This window comes from Kitasatospora nipponensis, assembly GCF_039528135.1.
GTDB lineage: Bacteria > Actinomycetota > Actinomycetes > Streptomycetales > Streptomycetaceae > Kitasatospora > Kitasatospora nipponensis.
This window is the reverse complement of sequence record NZ_BAAALF010000138.1, coordinates 4,159-22,481: the sequence shown is the minus strand read 5'-3', so window position 1 is coordinate 22,481 and position 18,323 is coordinate 4,159. Positions and strand designations below refer to the sequence as shown.

10 protein-coding genes are annotated in these 18,323 nt (G+C 70.0%); 9 read left to right on the top strand and 1 reads right to left on the bottom strand.

Annotated elements, in window-relative coordinates; translation table 11 throughout:
• Positions 1-733: 733 nt before the first annotated feature.
• Together ABD323_RS29145 and ABD323_RS29140 are read left to right on the top strand one after the other, a co-directional pair.
• A complete protein-coding gene (locus ABD323_RS29145; protein ID WP_344444985.1) occupies positions 734-940 on the top strand; it encodes an Imm32 family immunity protein in 207 nt (68 codons plus the stop codon).
• An 87-nt stretch (positions 941-1,027) separates the two neighbouring features.
• On the top strand, positions 1,028-1,513 hold the full coding sequence (locus ABD323_RS29140) for a hypothetical protein (RefSeq protein WP_344444984.1): 486 nt from the start codon (positions 1,028-1,030) through the stop codon (positions 1,511-1,513).
• 863 nt (positions 1,514-2,376) lie between these two features.
• On the opposite strand, the gene ABD323_RS29135 is transcribed toward ABD323_RS29140, so the two are convergent.
• The gene (locus tag ABD323_RS29135) at positions 2,377-8,919 is read right to left on the bottom strand and encodes an RHS repeat-associated core domain-containing protein (protein WP_344444983.1); all 6,543 of its coding nucleotides are present in this window, start codon (positions 8,917-8,919) and stop codon (positions 2,377-2,379) included.
• Between the two features lie 349 nt (positions 8,920-9,268).
• Between ABD323_RS29135 and ABD323_RS29130 the strand changes: the two genes are divergently transcribed.
• The 7 genes from ABD323_RS29130 to ABD323_RS29100 all read left to right on the top strand — a co-directional run bounded on the left by ABD323_RS29130 (position 9,269) and on the right by ABD323_RS29100 (position 18,032).
• Entirely contained in the window at positions 9,269-11,017 is a 1,749-nt protein-coding gene (locus tag ABD323_RS29130) for an AfsR/SARP family transcriptional regulator (protein WP_344444982.1), read from the top strand.
• A gap of 134 nt (positions 11,018-11,151) precedes the next feature.
• Positions 11,152-13,425, top strand: coding sequence for a right-handed parallel beta-helix repeat-containing protein (locus ABD323_RS29125; RefSeq protein WP_344444980.1), 2,274 nt, complete (start codon positions 11,152-11,154; stop codon positions 13,423-13,425).
• Between the two features lie 384 nt (positions 13,426-13,809).
• On the top strand, positions 13,810-14,955 hold the full coding sequence (gene dpgA / locus ABD323_RS29120) for a 3,5-dihydroxyphenylacetyl-CoA synthase DpgA (protein ID WP_344444979.1): 1,146 nt from the start codon (positions 13,810-13,812) through the stop codon (positions 14,953-14,955).
• Between the two features lie 11 nt (positions 14,956-14,966).
• Positions 14,967-15,677 (top strand): enoyl-CoA-hydratase DpgB, encoded by a 711-nt coding sequence (dpgB, locus tag ABD323_RS29115; protein ID WP_344444978.1) that lies wholly within the window; start codon positions 14,967-14,969, stop codon positions 15,675-15,677.
• Entirely contained in the window at positions 15,674-17,020 is a 1,347-nt protein-coding gene (dpgC, locus tag ABD323_RS29110) for a (3,5-dihydroxyphenyl)acetyl-CoA 1,2-dioxygenase DpgC (RefSeq protein WP_344444977.1), read from the top strand. Before dpgB ends, dpgC begins: the two co-directional genes overlap by 4 nt.
• Complete coding sequence (gene dpgD / locus ABD323_RS29105) at positions 17,013-17,837, top strand: enoyl-CoA-hydratase DpgD (protein ID WP_344444976.1); 825 nt, start codon at positions 17,013-17,015, stop codon at positions 17,835-17,837. The genes dpgC and dpgD overlap by 8 nt, the downstream gene beginning before the upstream one ends.
• 15 nt (positions 17,838-17,852) lie before the next feature.
• Positions 17,853-18,032, top strand: a complete 180-nt coding sequence (locus ABD323_RS29100; RefSeq protein WP_344444986.1) for an MbtH family protein — start codon at positions 17,853-17,855, stop codon at positions 18,030-18,032.
• Positions 18,033-18,323 lie beyond the last annotated feature (291 nt).

The window sequence follows — 18,323 nt, the reverse complement described above, 5'->3', positions numbered from 1 at the left end:
CCTCCAGCCCACTGAGCGCCGCCGGATCGCCCAGCTGATCGCCGACGAGCTTGGCAAGGAGCCGAACCGGTAGCTTGTGCTTCCGCTCGCTGGCTCGAACCAGCCCCGCCAGACCGGCGCCGGGTAGATTCCTGGCAAGATCGTCCTCATGCCTCATGGGCGGCAAGAACGGGACGGCCGTAGGCGGAAGCGGTGCCAATGGCTCTGTCGGTCGGGACGGTGCCGGCGGCGGCTGAGCTGGCAGCACCGGGCCATGACCCTTGACCGTCCGGGGTGGAATCCCACGTCCCGAGCTCTGGCACCATTCCTCGATCTTCGCCACCGCTGCCGACGCCAGCGCAGGATCCGCGCGAGCCGGAGGTTCGAGGGAGACTTCTCCGGTCAGGCAGTCGAGCCACGCGACCGACTCCCCGCGTACGCCGGGCCTGTTCACGTACAGCCGTTCCTTGCCGGGCTTCCGCCACGGCCTGACTGTCAGCTCAACCATGCTGTCCCCTCCCTGCGCTGGTCTGACGTCACGTCAGCATGCCCATGCGCCAACGGAAAAGACCACGCCAGGTGAACCGGATCAGGCAAGGCCGGCAGGCCGTCCCCGAAGACGATCGGGGGAACGAGGAGGGATGAGTAAAAACCTTCTCTACGCAAAGCTGCCCGATCGAGGAGGGAGCCCCCGCTCATCCCGATCCCGAGAGCTGGCCACAGGCCGGCCAAACCCGCGCGGTACCGTGCCGCTATGGACACCCCCCGAATCAAGGTGTACGGCTCAGCGGCCGAGATCACCATCGCGGCCAATGCGGCCGGGCTTCATGCCCTGGCTGAGCAGCTTGTCAATCTTGCCGACCCTGAACTCGGCGGGGGATACCACTTGCACCTCGATGGAGGGATCAACCTCGAGGAAGGCTCGATCAACCTGATCTTGGCGCGAGACGACGAGGTGTAGACACCGCGCCCCCAAACGTGCCCGACCGAGTGGGGAGCCACGGGGAAGAGCGGGATCCGACGGTCCGACCCGCCTGGGGCGGGCTAGGTGACATCCAGCCAGGTCAGCCCAGGTGACGGCCTGCCGCCTTTCGGAGGCGGTGGTGTCGGCGTCGACCGTTATGGTCCGACCATGATGATCAGACCGTCTGGGACTTGGCGCGAAGGCGTAGCCGAGGAGGCGCGCGGGCTTGCAGCAGGCACTCTGGATCCCGAGCACGCCTACATGGCGGGCCTCTTTCCGGAGGCGCTTTTGGCCGCCACGGATGTCGTCCTCCAGGACTTCGAGACTGACTTTCGTGCGCTCGCAGAACCATCGGACGTGCAGGTCATGGAGATGGTCAAGCGCGTAGTGCTCGCGTTGAACGCCGTCAACGAGTCTTTCGATCACGCCGCCTACGAGACCGGCGAGCGAGAGCAACTGTGTGAATACATCGACCAGGTGTTGGCGAACAGCGGCATTGATGTTTCAGCGCTCACAGCGCGCCACGGCATTGACCGACATGCGATCACGGATGAGTGGCGTGAATGGTGACAGCTGAGAGCGATGCGCAGGCTGGCAAGCGCTGTTGCGAGTGTCTACCTGCGCTACAACGGGGGCGCACAAGGAGGTACCTCCACGGACACTCACGGACTATCGGCAGGTCGGTGGCACTGGGTGCCCAGGTCGATCAGATGTTCGACTTGCTTCCGGAGGAAGAGGCCACCGGCCTGACGCGGTGGGATGGTCGGGCCAGGCCAGGCCGAGCGGGACCAGTGCGGGACCACATGCTGGGCGCGGGGCCGCACAATGCCTGATGGGCTGCGACATGACGTGTACGAGTCGGACTCCAACCTGCGGAAACGGGTCGGACGGCTGCCCGCCGTGATCGGCGAATCTGGTCAGAGGGTTCGCACTTGACGTATCTGCCACCGATCAAGTGCGCGCCGGCGGGTCAGGCGGCTGCCTGGGTGTCGGGTGGGTTGGGTAGCGATGAGGCGGTCCGCAGCTAGAGCTGCCGTATCGGAGGGACGGAGCGGTAGGAGGCAGCGCTCCTGGCGCAGCGTCAGGTAGCTGCTACGCAAGCGCGTACTCCTCGGTGCGTAACCAGTGCCGTGGTCCGGGTTCGGTCAGTGACTGCCCGTCAGTCCAGCGCGGAAAGCGTGGCCCGGCGCGACAGCCGACGCGCAGCCCTGACCGGAACGGCCTACGGACAGTGATGAACGCGACATCACGGGCACGGGATCAACCGGCCGTGGCAATGGAGCAACGAGGCCAACGAGTCACCCGAGCAAGGTACGCACCGTTCTGGAATGTCCAGTAAGACAGCGAAAGGCGTATTGCCGCCGGCCTGGGGCCGACGGCAATACGCCTTGTGCCGGGGTGCTTCTCAATCTCCGACTGGACTCACCCAGTTTCTAGGAGTAGCGGACGCTGTCGAGACCGAAGTAGGGATGCGGTATCCAACCCCACCGCCAGCCGTAGTGGAACGTGATCCAGACGGCCTGCCATCGTGGCCGGTTTCCCGAGAGGTACTGGCCGATGACCGCGACCAGTCCGGCAGCGAGCGCTCCACAGACGACACACAGGCCGGCGATCGCCCCAACGGCGGTCCACCCTCCTCCCTGGAACCACATGAGGTCCTGGTTCCAGCTGAGTCCGATGGCGATGTGACCCGACCAGGTACAGAAGCTCGCGTACCAGTGGCTGCTACAACGGCCACTGGAGTCGTAGTTGGTAAGCGGGTTCTGGGCACCGTACTCGTACAGGTTCGCGCTGCCGTTGGCCACCGGGTCGGCCTGGTTGAAGCGGCCTGTGCCGACGCTGTATGCACGCGCCCCCATGAGCAGGGTTCCGCCCAGGGTGTTGCTGGAGCGTAGAACACCACCGAGCCAACCGTACGTCCCGGGGTTGCCGGACTCGGTGCTCCCGAACTCCCCATAGGTGAACGTCGCGGACGGGCCGATGTCGCTGGTGTTCGGGGTGCCGGTTGCCATCACGTCGCCGTGAAGGCTGATGAAGCTGACCACCGCGGTCCCGCTCGACGGTGCGATCGCCGTGAGGTTGCCGTCCAGTCCCAGGACGTTGCGGGTCCAGGTCGACGAGCTCCCCTGGGTCCACGACGGACTGTCGGAGCTGTTCGCGTAATGGTTCGTCGTCGTGGTCGAGGTCGCGCTGTCGGTACTGGTGCGGTACCTGGTACCCGCCGGGTCCAGGGTCCAGGTTTTGCTGTTCGTGCCCTGGGTCTGGCCGGCGAGCATGTCATCGGTGTTGAAGGTGGCGCTGACGTCGCCGTTCCCTCCGGCGTCGATGGACGGCGTGGTCGTGATCCGCCCGATCGCGTCGTAGGTGTAGCCGGAGGTGACCAAGCGGTCAGCCGGGTCGTAGGTGAACGCCTCGGTGGAGCCGGCCGTCGACTGGCACGCCCCGGCACTACCCGCGTTCGCCGTCCCGAGCGAGAGCCGGTTGGAGTCGGCGTCGTATGCGTAGCTGCGGGTGGTGCAGATGCCGGCCTGCGTGTCCTTGGCGACGGTCAGCCGGTCGACGGCGTCGTAGTCGTAGGCCTGGCTGCTGTTGAGCACGGAACGACCGGCCCAGTCGTCGTGAACGGTCGGGGTCACCGCATCCTGAAGCGTCGAGGTCCAGTTCGCGTTCGAGTACGCCAGCGACGTGGCCTTGCCGGTCGGGCTGAAGGTATATGAACCGGTCGTGCCGCCGGGATAGGCCTGGCTGACCAGGCCACCGTCGGCGTTGTAGGAAGCCGTGAACGTTCCGACCTGGGAGTCGACCTCCGAAGTCGGAAGGCCGCGGCGCTCCGTGCCGCCGTTGAAGGTGAGAGTCGTCGTGCCCTTTCCGTCATTCAGAGATGTGACCCGGTTGGCGAGGTCGTAAGCGTACGTCGAGACGTTCGCGTCCGCGTCGGTGTAGGTCGCGATGTTCCCGAACTCGTCGTACGTGGTCTTGAGATCGGCGGTGACATTGTTCGAACCGTCGACGGATTCGACGTCGGTTGGGGCACCGAGCGCCGTCGAGTAGACAGTGACGGTGGCCGGAACGGCCGTCCCCAGGCCGGTGCCGGTGGTCGCGATCGACGACCGCACGGTGCGGCCGGCACTGTCGTAGCTGGTCGCGGTGGTGCGGGTGTTACCCGATCCGAAGTCCTCGGTCCTGGCGGTCGGCTGGAGGTACAGGTTGTACGTGTACGAGGTCACTGCAAGGTTGGCCAGGCCGGTGGTGCCGGGCTGCGCTGCGGGGAGTGCTTTGCAGACCAGGTTGGCCCAGTTCGGCTGGTTGCCGCAGGCCGAGTCGCCCGTGTTGGTCCCAGCCGTGTAGTACACGGTCTTCACCGTGCCCGCTGCCGTACCGGCAGTGTCCGATGGCTGCGACGACGAGACCTGAAGTGGCTCACCGCCGTAGAGCGCCGAGTCGGTGTTGAACCGCTGGGTCCTGGTGATCGCGAGCCCGGTCGGGTCCGTGATCGTCTGCAGCGGAGCGCGCAAGGTCCAGCCGGTGTTGTCGGTGCCGAGTGAGTAGGCGTTCTTGGTGGTCCTCGCGTCGGTGTCGACGGATCCGGGGATGGTCGCGCCGAGGCTCGCCGATTCGGTCGTCGTGGTGACGAGCCGGAACGGATTGCCGTTGGTGTCCTTGTCGCCGTTGGGTGCGCCCTCGTCGTAGACGTGGTGGGTGTGGGTACGGGCCTGCTGGGGGGTGGTGTAGCCGGTGACCGCGATGGAGTGCATCGGGCCGTAGGTGTCGAGGAGCTCCATGCCGTCCGCGGAGTAGATGTTCTCCGTGTCCAGCTGCTTGGCGATCGCTGCGGTGTTCACCCCCGAGCGGAAGGTTGCGACCGCTGCCATCCAGGAGTGGGTGGCCGTGGCCGTCGCCGCGTAGGCGCCGGTGGAGGAGACGGTCCTGTAGGCCGTGCCGAGCTGGTCGCTGGAGACGAACAGGGTCGGCAGGGCGGTGAAGCCGCCGGTCCAGGAGGTGGTGGAACCACCCTGGATGCCGGACGTGCCGAAGACGAGTTCGTTGGCCGTGGCCGTGGTCGGCGTGTTGCCGGAGTTGACGTTGGTACCCGCGGCTCCCGCCGCCGACGAGGTGACGTCGAGGCCGCTGGCGCCCGCGATCTCGTCGACCGCCACCTGGTACTCCCCGGTGGAGGGGAAGTGCAGCGTGACGGTGTCGGAGGTGGAGAGCGCGTGGACGCCGAAGGCGGCCGTCATCAGGGTGCGGTCCTTGGCGGACCCGTCGTTGGCGTCGGCGACGACCTGGAAGGTGTCGCCCTGGCTGTCCGTGGCGGTGACGTTGCCCGCGACACCATTGTTCACCGTGTTGGTGAGCATCGTCGAGAGCACCAGCGCGTCGCCGGCCTTGACCGCCGCCGTCACCGGGACGGTGACCGAGGTCAGTCCCGTGCCCGTGCCGGTCCTGGAGCCCGTGCGGCCGACGTACGTCGGTGCGGCGCCGGACGGGCCGGAGGCGAGAGCCGTCTCGCGGTTGGCGGCCGTGAGCTCGCGGACCACGTTGCCGTTGGCGTCGTACTCCGTCGTGGTGATGTGCCAGCCGTTGCCGTACGAGGCAGTGTTGGTCTCGTGGCCGTTGGCGTCGTAGTAGTGGAGCGTGGCCCACGTGTAGTCCGGGGTGGAGCCGGGCACGTGGTCGGCCGGGAACTCCGCCACTGCCGAGACCGGGGCGTCCGACTGACCCCAGGTGGCGATGGCCGCCGGGTCCATGTCGATCGGGCCGCCCGCCGCCTTGGTGACCGGGACGTGGTAGAGCACCGACTGCACGGCGGCGGTGCTGTCACTGTGCGTGCGGGTGACGTTGAGCAGCTTGCCGTAGTCGACGTCGCCGGCGGTGTTGTCGTAGGTGAAGGTGTACGGCTTCAGGGTGCCGGTGGTCGGGTCCTGCGCCGGGGTGACCGAGGCGAGGCGCCCGTGGGCGTCGTAGCTGTACTGGTTCTTCAGCGCCGGGCTGATCCGCGGGTCCCACTCGGCGACCAGACGGCCGTTGCCGTCGTAGGAGTAGTCGGCGACGGGGATCTGCTGGAAGCCCGTGGAGTTGTCCACGGTGACGAAGTCGACCTCGGAGAGGTTGCCGGTCGTCGTGTCGTAGTTGAGGACCAGGCCGCGGCAGCCCGCCGACCACGACGAGGAGGTGACCGGGTAGGCGCAGGCCGCGGTCGTCGCCGTGTTGTCCGCGACGGCGGGGTCGGGGGCGGTGATCAGGACGAGCTTGCCGCCCGAGTAGGAGTAGCCGATCGACTTGTTGGTGCCCGGCTGAGTGACCAGCGAGGGCGCGTAGACGCTGGGCTTGCTGCTGTCCGGGACGGTGAACCTCACCTGCGTGCCGGAGCCGTCGACCAGCAGGAAGCCGCTGGAGGACTTGGTGAGGACCAGCCCGGAGGTGGCCGTGGCGCCCTGGCCGCTGTAGGCGGTGACGCCGCCGCTCGTGCCTCCGGTCAGGAAGGTCCGCACCGAGCCGTCGGCCCCGGTCAGCTGGGCGTAGCTGCCGCCGTCCACCAGCGAGGACCAGGAGGCGGAGGTGCCGAGCACCGGCAGCGAGGCGGTCCAGCCCGGCCCGAAGATCGACGGGGTGTTCTGCGCCAGGGAGTTGAAGGTGCGGGAGACGCCGAGTCCCGCCCGGTAGGAGGCGATCGACACGTCGGTGGCCGACAGCGAGGCGTTGCCCGACTGCAGGCCGACGGTGACCGGGCCCAGCGTGGTGGCGGCGAAGTCCGAGCCGACGCCGTTGCGCTGAAGGGTGACCGTCACCGGCGGGGTGGTCGAGCCTGCAGCGAAGACGGCCTGGAGCTGCAGCGGGCCGTCACCGGTCAGCGTCCTGCTCGCCTTCCAGACCAGCTCGGGCGAGCTGACGCCGGCCGTGACCGACGTGGTGGCGACCGGCCAGTTGACCGCAGCGCCCGCGTTGGTGACGTCACCGGCCGGGATCGTGGTGAACGATCCGCTGGTGCCGACGCGGTACTGGAAGGTCACCCCAGTGGCTCCGCTCGGTGCGGTGGCCCTGAGGTTGAACGTCGACGAGCCGGTTGTGCCGTCGGCGGGCTCGGCGACTCCCGAGGAGCCGACGCCGAAGACGTACGAGGTCGCGCCGGAGCGGTTGCCCGAGCTGTTCTGCGCCTGCACGTAGAGCGTGTGCAGGCCAGGCCCCGGGTTGAGGGTCACCGACGAGGAGGTGGTGAAGGTCGACGGCGGGTTGGTGTCCAGGCCGTAGACGTAGCCGGTGACGTCCGTCGAAGTGTCCCCGAAGGTGAACGCGTTGCCGGCCGGGTTCTGGGCTGTCCACGTGTTCGCCGGGTAGCCGGTGGAGGAGACCGACGGCGCCGCGTCGATGTCGGCGTTGACGGTGAAGGCCTGCGCCCCCGACCACGGCCCGTAGTCGGTGCCGTCGTACGCCCGGACCTGCCAGGTGTAGGCGCCGTTGGCCAGCGAGGGCGTGGTCCAGGTGGCGGAGCCGCCCGAGGAGACGCCCGAGGCGGTGCCGGTCGCGACGACCGTGGAGCCGGACAGCACCTGGAAGGTGTAGGTGAGGTTGCCGCCGTCAGCGTCCGTGTCGGTGGTCGACAGGGTCGGGGTGGGGGTGTTGGTGTAGGGCGTGCCGCCGGTGGTGACCGAGGGGCTGACGGTCTGCGAGGTCGGCGTCCCCGGGTACGAGTTGTACGTCACCGAGATCGACGGGTTCGAGTCGAACCACTTCCACTGCGTGGAGTCGCTCTCGCTGGTGGCTCGCAGCGCCATCGTGCCGACTGCGGCGCTCGAGCTCGCCCAGCCCTGGACGTCACCGGTGACGTCCCAGGGGACGTTCGCGGCAGGACAGGAGGAGTCGTAGCCGTTGGCGACGGTCTTGCTGCCCAGCTTCGTGTTCCAGGCCGGCTGGTTGGACCAGTTGGACGAGGAGCTGAACGTTCCCGTGTCCCAGAGCTCCACCGGGGCAGCGGTGCAGGTCCACGCGTGCGTCTCGTTGGTGTTGAGCGTCGCGGACAGGACGTGCTTGCCCCAGACCGAGGAGGGGTCGAAGGAGAAGAAGGACCTGTAGACGTGGGTTCCGCTGTCGGGGGTGCCGACGTCGGCATTGTTGTCGGAGTCGAAGTACGTGCGGGTTGGCTCGTACAGGGAGGCGAGCAGCCAGTGGTTGCGTCCCAGTGAGGTGGCCGGATCGATGGTCACCGGGTAGTCGGCCTGCGCGAGGAAGCCGGCGTCCGCCGTGTAGGTGAGGTCCACGACGCCGTCCTTGGTGACGGCGGTCAGCGAGACCGGCGCCGTGTGGGAGGGCATCCCGGTGCTGCCGTCGATCCGGCTGTCCCACATGGTCGGCGCCGGCATGGAGCCGACGACGGTGCCCTTCGCGTCGCGGAAGTCGACCCCGCCGCTCTCGTTGCCGCTCGCCTTGAGACCGTCGGCGCGCAGCGGGAGGGTGAAGGACAGCGCCCCGACCGGCTTGGACCTCAGGACGAGGAACGTCTCGAAGCCGGTGCGGGTCGCCTGGATCTTCAGGTCGACACCTGGCAGGGCGTCGGCGTAGGTCGCGGTGTCGCCGGACAGCTTCGGCTTCGGCAGTGTGCCGTGCCAGGAGAGAGCGACCGTGGAGGCACCGGTGCCAAGGGTCACCAGGGTCTGGTCGGCGTCCTTGGCCGAGCCCCCGGACAGCCGCAGTCCGGCGGGATGCGCGGCGGCCGAGACCGACCCGTCGGGGTTGGCGACGAGCGTGGTGTCGACCGGTACCCAGCCGGCGGCGGCCTTCACCCGGACCGGCTGCTCCGACTGCTCCATGGTGAAGGTGCCGTCGGGGTTGGCGAAGGTCGTCGAGGTCTCGGTTCGGTCGTTCGTCACCTCGACCCGGTGGTGCTGCTTGCGGGCGGCCATCGCCGCCGAGAAGGCGTCGGGGCGCTCGGTGACAGACGCCGGCTGCTTGGACGGGGACGGAGCGGCGGCTGCCGCCACGGAACTGATGGGGCTGGCGCCGACGCCGGTGGCAACGATCCCTGCCAGTGCGAGCGGTACGACCCGCCGTAGCAGTTTTCGATGTTTCCTACCCCCGAACGGACTGACTGATGCCATGTAAGTCCCTCTCTGTGGACGCGAAATGACCCGCGCATGGGGCACGGGTCAAGCGGTCCGAGCGGTGTTGGCAGCACGCGCTCAGAATCCGTCGCGACAGGGTGACCTGATCGGCTACCATCCCGATCACACTGCGATCACAGTGGCGCCCAACTGGGCCTTTCCCGGGCGGCGATGGAGCTTGTTGGGGTGGGGGGACGGCGTCGTGGTGTCGGAAAGCGTCGAATTCGGCATGCTCGGATCTCTGTTGGTGCGGGTGGACGGTGAGAGCCGGCCCATCGGCTCGGCCCTCCAGCGCAGTGTGCTGGCCGCACTTTTGCTGAAGGCCAATCAGGTCGTGCCCGCTGAGGCCCTGGTGGCGCTCGTGTGGGAGGACAGTCCCCCGGAGGCGCCGCGACAGGCGCTCAACAACCACATCATGCGGCTGCGCAAGGCGCTCGGACCGTCCGCCGCGGAGCGGATCCGGACGCAGGCGCCCGGCCATCTCATCGAGGTGCGCCCCGGCGAGCTCGATGCGGAGGCATTCGCCGCCCTCTACCGCAGAGCCCGGTCGGCCGCGGCCGACCAGGACTGGCGCGCGGCGGGCGAGGACCTACGGGACGCGCTCGCGCTGTGGCGGGGCGAGGCACTTCTGGACGTGCCCTCCCAGCGACTGCGACAGGACCACTTGGAGGCGCTGGAAGCACTCCGGTTCCAGGCGCTGCAACTCCAGGTCGACAGCGACCTGCACCTGGGCCGGTTCACGGAGGCCACCGGGCGCCTGCACCCGCTGCGAGCCGCGCACCCCTGGCACGAGCGGCTGGTCGCTCAGCTGATCATCGCCCTCTACGGCAGCGGCGAACAGACCGAGGCCCTGGCCGCGTATCGGGCGTTCCGGGACCAGCTGGCCGACGAGCTGGGCGTCGAACCCGGACGTGACCTGCACCAACTGCAGCAGGCCGTGCTGCAGCAGGATCCCGCCGCCAGGCTGCTGCCGCTCCTGACCGGGGAGCCTTCGGCCGGCCCGGCGTCGGCCCTGACCGTGGCGGCGCCGGCACTCGCAGTACCGGTGGACGCTGCGGCGGTGGCTGCGCCGGTGCCGCCGTCCGGCGTGGTGGGGGAGGCGGCGCCGCCGGGCGACCCGAACGCCGGGGCTGAGGCCGGGCTCCCGCGGCGGACCGCCCGGGGCCGGTTACGGTCCGCCCCGCGGCTGGTGCGCACCGGCCTGTGGGCCGGCCTCGCGTGCTGCGTCGCGGCCGCCGTCGCCGCCTCACTGGGGCTGGCGCCAGGCGGAGCCGACGCCCCCGCAGCGGGCCCGGTCAACCATGCCGCAACCCTCAGGACGGCCACTTCCGCCACCATGGCCGCGCCCGACGGCCACGTCCGCTACCTGGGCCGCATCGGCTTCGACGACCAGATCCTCACCACCACGGGCATCGACGTCCCCGTGGTCTCCCGGACCCACCGAGGCGACGTCGTGCTCGTCTCGCTCACGCTCACCGCCACCAGTGCGGGAACGGTCTCCGTGAAGGACTCCGCCGGGAACACCTACACCATGGTCGGCGACGTGGTGGATGCCTACTGGCACCGCACCATGCTCTTCGCCGCCTTCGACGCCAAGCAGTTGGACACCGTGGACCGGATCAGCGCCAGCTACCCTCAGGCCAGCAAGTACCACTTGGCCGCGGACGTCTTCTCCGGCGTCACAGGGGTCACCGGCCAGGCCGGAGCATCGAACCTCAACGGCCACAACAGCACCTCCTTCAGCACCAGCGCTGCCCCGCTGTCCTGCGCCGTGGGTGACCTTCTGGTCAGCGTGATCTCGACGAACAGCGGCCCCGCACCCCAGTTCTCCGCCGACTGGCAGGCGCTGCCCGTCCTGACGCTCTCCTCGTACCGGCAGACCACCGCCTTCCGGTTCGTCGCGGAGCCGCAGAAGTGCGCTGCCACTGGCACCACGACGGCCCAGTGGGAGGCTCTCGCGGTGCTCTTTCACCGCTGAGGCATCCGTCTTCAACCGAAGCGCAGTCGCATCGCTCCAGTTCGACGGCCGTGTGATCGCTCTGCGATCGCCCTGGGATCCGATACCGGAAGGCTCGGCGGGTGGACGACCCACCACCGTAGAACTGGAGCAACGTGACCCACCCCACGCCTGGCCGGAAGGCCCTCAGCGCAGCCGCAGCCGCAGCCGCACTGCTCGGTGCCGCCGTCGCACTCACCACCGCCCTGCCCGCCGCGCATGCCACGACCACCACCTACTACGTGGGCGGAACCGGCTGCTCGGACACCGGGCCCGGAAGCTCTGCCCAGCCCTTCTGCACCATCGCCAGGGGCGCCGCCGTCGCGACCGCGGGAACGACGGTGCTCGTCGCCTCCGGCACCTACGACGAGAAGGTGACGGTCGCCAACTCGGGATCGGCTGGCGCGCCCGTCGTCATCAGGTCGGCGACCGCCGGGGGAGCCGTCGTCACCGGCGGCGCGAACGGCTTCGTGGTCTCCGCCAAGAGCTATGTCACGATCGACGGCTTCGCCGTCACCCGGACCAGCGGCACCGGCATCGCGCTGAGCAACTCCGATCACCTCACCATCAGCCACAACACGGTGACCTACGTCGGTCAGCCGGTCTCGGGGCAGAACGCGATCGCGGTGGATCTGACCGGCGTCAGGGACTCCCTGGTGATCGGGAACACCGCGGATCACAACAGTTTCCACGGCTTCCGGGTGGACGGCGGCTCCACCGGCGACACGGTGCAGGGCAACGAGGCTTCCTTCAACGCCGAGGGTTGGCAGCGCAACGCCAACGGGCTCGACGTCATCTCCCCCGGCAACCTCGTCGAGGACAACGTCTTCCATGACAACGAGGATTCCGGGCTCCAGTTCTACAGCGGCGGCGACAACAACGTCAGCGTCGACAACGTGCTGTACGGCAACGGCGACCACGGCATCGACAACAACGGTGTGACCGGCGGCGTCCTGGTCGGGAACACCGTCCACGGCAACTGCACCGACGGCATCAACGTGGAGGGCAGTTCCTCCGGCTTCATCGTGGAGAACAACATCGCCACGGACAACGCCGTCAACACGGCCTGCGCCCACGGCCCGGCGGGCAGGGACGGCTCCGGGCGTGCCGGTGAGATCGGCATCTACGACACGGCGACCACCGGGACCGCCGTCGACTACAACCTCGCCCACTCCTCCGTCGCCGGAGCCAAGCTCTACCAGTGGGGCGGTTCGGGGTACACCACCCTCAGCGCCTTCCAGGCCACCGGGCAGGGCGCGCATGACCTGCTCGCGGACCCGCGCTTTGCCGCGGCCACCTCGGGCAACCTGCGCTTGACGGCAGGCTCACCGGCGATCGACTCCGCGAACTCCTCCGCGCCGGACGAACCGGCCGTGGACGCGGACGGAAACGCGCGGACGGACGACCCCGCGACGCCCAACACCGGCGTAGGTGCGCGCACCTACGCCGACCGCGGTGCCTACGAGTACGGGGGGCAGTCCCAACCGCCCGCCCCCGTCCCGACCGCCGCCCTGACGCTCACGCCGACCAGTGGCACCGCGCCGCTGACCGTGACCGCCGACGCGAGCGCTTCGACCGACAGCGGCTCCACCCTGACCGGCTACACCTTCAACTTCGGCGACGGCGGCGGTGCCACCACCCAGAGCATGCCTACGCTGTCGCACGTCTACACCGCGCCGGGCACTTACACCGTCACCGTGACGGTCACCGACGCTGCCTCGGCCTCCGCCTCCACGACTGGCACGGTGACCGTGGCCGCCCCCGCGACGGGCGGCTCCGACCCTGCCTACGTCGGCCGGGTGGCGGCGGCGACAGGGACGACGAGCGTCAGCTCGCTCTCCGTCCACCCCGGCGCCTCGGGCGTGGGGGCCGGTGACGCTCTGGTCGTCGCCGCGATGCTGACCAACACCAAGTCCGGTACGGTCAGCGCCACGGACAGTCAGGGCGACAGTTACACCGCGGTCCTGGATCAGTCGGACGGCGCCGGCGACGCGACGGTGCTTCTGGTCGCCACCAACGTGAAGGCCCTCAGCTCCGCCGACACCATCACGCTCAGCTTCCCGGCGACAAGTGAGGAGCATCTCGCCGTCGACGAGTTCTCCGGGGTGACCACGGTCGACCAGCATGCCTCGGCAGCGGGCACCAGTAGCGTGTTCAGTTCGGGCAGCACACCCGCCACGACCGCCGCGGCCGAGCTCGTCATCGGCGTGGCGGGGGTCCAGGGCGGCAGCAACGCGGTCTGGGCGACCGGCTTCACAGCCCTTCCCGAGCTTTTCGTCTCCAGCGATCAGCTGGCGGCGGCGTACCAGATCGTCAACGCGACCGGCGCGTATGCGGCAAGCGGAATGGCCACCAAGCAGTGGATGGCGGGGGCGGTCACCCTGAAGTAGTCCCGCCCGCGCTCGGAGGACCCACCCGCTCCCACCCCCGAGGCGACGGCTCGCGCGGCAGCCGCGGTCTGTGCAACTGCGGTTCCGGCGGCAGTTGCACGGACCGCGCGGGTCGGGCTCGTCAGCCGCAGCCCTTCGGCGGCCAACGGCCAACTGTCGTCCAACGGTCAAGTCTTGATCGACCAGTCGCCCAAGGGTCATCCTGCTGCTGTCCCGTGCCGGCTGCGGAGATCGCGGACGGTACGACCCAGGGCCTGGGGACCGCACGCCGCCGAGGGCGGCCGTCGCCGTCCCACGCCCACCCGTACCGAGACAGGAGAACGACGTGTTCGCCGCAGTGCCGCTGATCCGCAGCAAGACCCGAATGTGGGGGTGGACCTTCCGATGACCCGCCGAGACAGCGCCCGTACGGCCCTGCTGGAGCCCTCCACCGCCCGCAAGGAGGGCACGCCCGCCGCCCGGATCGCCGGTGTGGGCACCGCCACCACCGAACGCTCCTACACTCAGCGAGAGTTGCTCGACATCTTCCGGATCGCCGATCCCAAGGTGCGCTCGGTCTTCCTGAACAGCGCGATCGAACGGCGCTTCCTGACCGTCCCGCCGCTGGACGCCGACGGCGCCGTGGTCTCCGAGCCGCAGGGCGCCCTGCTCGCCAAGCACAAGCGGCTCGCCCTCGACATGGGTGCCCGCGCGGTCCGCGCCTGCCTGGAGAACACCGGTCTCGAGCTCGCGGACATCGACTACCTCTGCTGCACCACCACCACCGGCTTCCTGACCCCCGGCCTGAGCGCCCACCTGATCCGCGAGATGGGGATACTCCCCAGGACCAGCCGGATCGACGTCGTCGGCATGGGCTGCAACGCCGGCCTCAACGCGCTGAACGCCACCGCCTCCTGGGCCTCGGCCAACCCCGGCAAGGTCGCCGTGCTGCTCTGCGCCGAGGCCTGCTCGGCCGCCTACGTGATCGACGGTTCGATGCGCACCGCCGTGGTCAACAGCCTGTTCGGCGACGGCGCCGCCGCGATCGCCCTGATCGCCGACACCCCCGACACCGGCTACGCCGCCCCCGACGTGCCGCCGACCGCCGGTGCCCCGCGCATCCTCGGCTTCGCCAGCCACCTGATCACCGACGCGATCGACGCGATGCGCTACGACTGGGACGACGCCCAGGGCAAGTTCAGCTTCTACCTCGATCCGCACGTGCCCTACGTGGTCGGGGCCAACGCCGAGCAGGTGGTGGACCGGCTGCTGGACGGTGCCGGACTGCGGCGCAGCGACATCGGTCACTGGCTGGTGCACTCCGGCGGCAAGAAGGTCATCGACGCGGTCCGGGTCAACCTCGGGCTCACCCGCCACGACGTCCGGCACACCACCGACGTGCTGCGCGACTACGGGAACCTGTCGAGCGGCTCCTTCCTGTTCTCCTACGAGCGGCTGCTCCGGGAGGGGACCACCCGGGCCGGCGACTACGGCGTACTGATGACCATGGGACCCGGATCGACCATCGAGACCGCGCTGGTGCAGTGGTGACGGAGGAACAGATGAAGCGCAGCACGACCACTGAGCAGCAGCCCGCCGCCCCGACCGGGGGCGAAGCGCTGCGGCTGCGGATCGACGGCCGCAGAGGACTGACGGCCGAGGCCGTCGCCGCGGTCACCGCCGTCTGCGACAGCGCCGAGGACGGCGCCGGACCCGGCAAGGTGATCGTCGAGGTGTCAGGCGCACCCGAGGCCTCCTGGAGCACCGATCTGACGGTCGCCCTGGTCAGCAAGTGGGAGCGTGCGGTGCGCCGTCTGGAGCGGCTGCCCGCGACCACCATCGCGGTCGCCGACGGCGACTGCGGCGGACTCGCCCTGGACGCGATGCTGGCCGCCGACTACCGCATCGCCACCGACACGGTCCGCCTGGTCATCCCGGTCGGTGACGGCACCGCCTGGCCCGGCATGGCGATCTACCGGCTCGCCCAGCACGGCGCGCACACGGCCGCGATCCGCCGGGCCGTGCTCTTCGGCACCCCGATCGCCGCCGCCGACGCGGTCGCCCTGCACCTGGTCGACGAACTGGCCGCCGACCCGGCCGCCGCCCTGGCCCTCGCCGCCGAGCGGGGTGGCGTGGTCACCGGCACCGAGCTGGCGATCCGCCGGCAGCTGATGGTCGACGCCGCCGCCACCAGCTTCGACGAAGCCCTCGGAGTCCACCTGGCCGCCTGCGACCGCACGCTGCGCCGAGCCGCCGTGGGAGCGTCCGCGTGATCGAGGCCGCCGCCGCCGATCTGCGCGAGGTCCGCGGCGAACTGGCCGCGGCCCGCGCCGTGCTCGCCCAGGCCGCCGAGCACGCCGAGGACCTGCTGGCCGTGCTCCCCGCCCCCGCGGACCGCACCGATGAGCAGCGCGTCGTCGCCGCCGCGGCCCTGGACGCCGTGCGGGTGCTGCGGGCCGCCTTCCTGGACGTCCACGTCGATGCCGTCTACGACGAGCTCACCGAGGGCCGGACCCTTTGCCTGCGGGTCGCCGAGCTGGCCGAGGCCGCCGCCGTCTCCTTCCCCGGACTGGTGCCCGACGCCGTTCGGCTGGCCGCCGAGCGGTCCAAGCTGCAGGCCGAGAAGGAGGGGCTGGAGATCGACCAGGGCATCTTCTTCAGCAAGGTGCTCGGGTCGCCGCAGGCAGGGGCACACCTGCTGGACGCCATGCTGCGCCCCACCCCACGGGCCCTCGACCTGCTGCCGGAGTTCACCGGGACCGGACGGGTCGACCTGGGCTCGGTCCAGCTCGAGCGCACCGGCAGCACGGCACGACTGACGATGGTCCGCGTCGACTGCCTCAACGCCGAGGACAACCGGCAGATCGACGACATCGAGACCGCCGTCGACCTCGCCCTGCTCGACCCGGCCGTGGAGGTCGGGCTGCTGCGCGGCGGTGTGATGACCCACCCGCGCTACCGGGGCCGCCGGGTGTTCAGCGCCGGCATCAACCTCAAGTCCCTGCACGGCGGCGGGATCTCACTGACCGACTTCCTGCTGCGGCGGGAACTCGGCTACATCCACAAGATCCTGCGAGGCGTCCGGATGGACGGCGCCGGCTGGCGTCCCGACACCGTGGAGAAGCCCTGGACGGCGGTGGTGGACGGCTTCGCCATCGGCGGCGGCATGCAGCTGCTCCTGGTGTTCGACGAGGTGCTCGCCGCCTCCGACGCCTTCTTCAGCCTGCCCGCGGCGGCCGAGGGCATCGTGCCCGGGGCCGCCAACTTCCGGCTGGGCAAGGCGGTCGGACCCCGGGTCTCCCGTCAGATGATCCTCGGGGGGCGGCGGCTGTGGGCCACCGAGCCCTCGGCCGCGGGCCTGGTCGACGAGGTCCACGAGCCCGACGAGCTGGACGCGGCGGCCGACCGCAGTGTCGAGCGGCTGCGCGGCCGGGCGGTGCTCGCCAACCGGCGCATGCTCAACGTGGCGGACGAGCCGATGGACGAGTTCCGGCGCTACATGGCCGAGTTCTCCCTCGAGCAGGCGCTGCGCCTGTACAGCTCGGACGTGATCGACAAGGTCACCCGCTTCTCCACGCCCAAGCCGACCGCCGTCGGTGCCAGTGTCGGTGCCTGAGCAACCCGGGCGGCCTGCGGAGCACGAGCCGCGGGTGCGCTACGAGAAGCGTGACCACGTCGCCCGCATCACGCTCGACCGGCCCGCCGTGCTCAACGCGATGGACCTGCGGATGCACGAGGAACTCGCCGCGATCTGGGACGATGTCGAAGCCGACGACGACGTCCGGGTCGCGGTGCTCACCGGCGCCGGGGACCGGGCCTTCACCGTCGGGCAGGACCTCAAGGAACGCGCCCGGCTGGACCGGGAGGGCGTGCCCCGCTCGACGTTCGGCAGCCGGGGCCAGCCCGGTTGGCCCCGGCTGACCGAGCGGTTCGGACTCTCCAAACCGGTGATCGCCCGGGTCAACGGCTATGCCCTGGGCGGTGGCTTCGAGCTCGCCCTGGCCTGCGACCTGATCATCGCCTCGGAGCAGGCCGTCTTCGCCCTCCCGGAGGCCGGGCTCGGCCTGGTCCCCGGGGCGGGCGGTGCCTTCCGTCTCGCCCGTCAGCTCCCGTTGAAGACCGCGATGGGCTACCTGCTGACCGGCCGGCGGCTCGGCGCCCAGGAGGCGCTGCGCCTGGGGCTGGTCAACCAGGTGGTGCCGGCCGACCAACTGGACGACTGCGTGGCGCAGTGGACGGCCGAGCTGCTGCGCAGCGCGCCACTGGCGGTGCGGGCCATCAAGGAGGCGGTGCTGCGGTCGGTCGACATGCCCCTGGAGGAGGCGTTCAGCGCCGAGTTCGGGTGGGAACAGCGGCGCCGGTACAGCCAGGACGCCGTCGAGGGACCGCGCGCCTTCGCCGAAGGGCGCGAGCCACGCTGGCAAGGGCGTTGACGTTGGTCGACGCGGCTGCCGCACCGTGCGGACCACGCGGACCAGCACTCGCTGTGGCCGGTCTTCATCGAGGTGCCCGAGGGCTGGACGTCGGTGTTCGGCGAGGCCGCGCGCCAGGAGTGCCTGGACCACATCGAGGCGAACTGGACCGACATGCGGCCCAAGAGCCTGATCGAGGCCATGGCGCGGGACTGACACCGCCCGGAACCGTCGCCGCGCCCCGACTGCCGCAGTCGACGTCTCCGCGGCCGTTCCGGCGCCGGACGGCCCGGTCCCCACGAGCTACATCTCCAGGGTTACATCCCCAGCGTGACGCGTGGGCCGGCGCGGTGCACCTAGCATTCCGATGTGGCGGTCGCGCCGCCCACATACAGGCCACTCCTCCCGCAGGCCGGCCCGACCCGACGGCACCCCCGGTCCGACGGTCCCCGACCTGTCCGTTCCCCCCTCCGGGACGCGGGGGGGCCCCGGGGGGGGGAGCGGCGC

What these genes read in the sequence shown, in the direction of transcription:
- dpgA (WP_344444979.1), top strand. Translation starts at nt 13,810, where the DNA reads ATGACCCGCCGAGACAGCGCCCGTACGGCCCTGCTGGAGCCCTCCACC.
- ABD323_RS29145 (WP_344444985.1), top strand. Translation starts at nt 734, where the DNA reads ATGGACACCCCCCGAATCAAGGTGTACGGCTCAGCGGCCGAGATCACC.
- ABD323_RS29130 (WP_344444982.1), top strand. Translation starts at nt 9,269, where the DNA reads ATGCTCGGATCTCTGTTGGTGCGGGTGGACGGTGAGAGCCGGCCCATC.
- dpgB (WP_344444978.1), top strand. Translation starts at nt 14,967, where the DNA reads ATGAAGCGCAGCACGACCACTGAGCAGCAGCCCGCCGCCCCGACCGGG.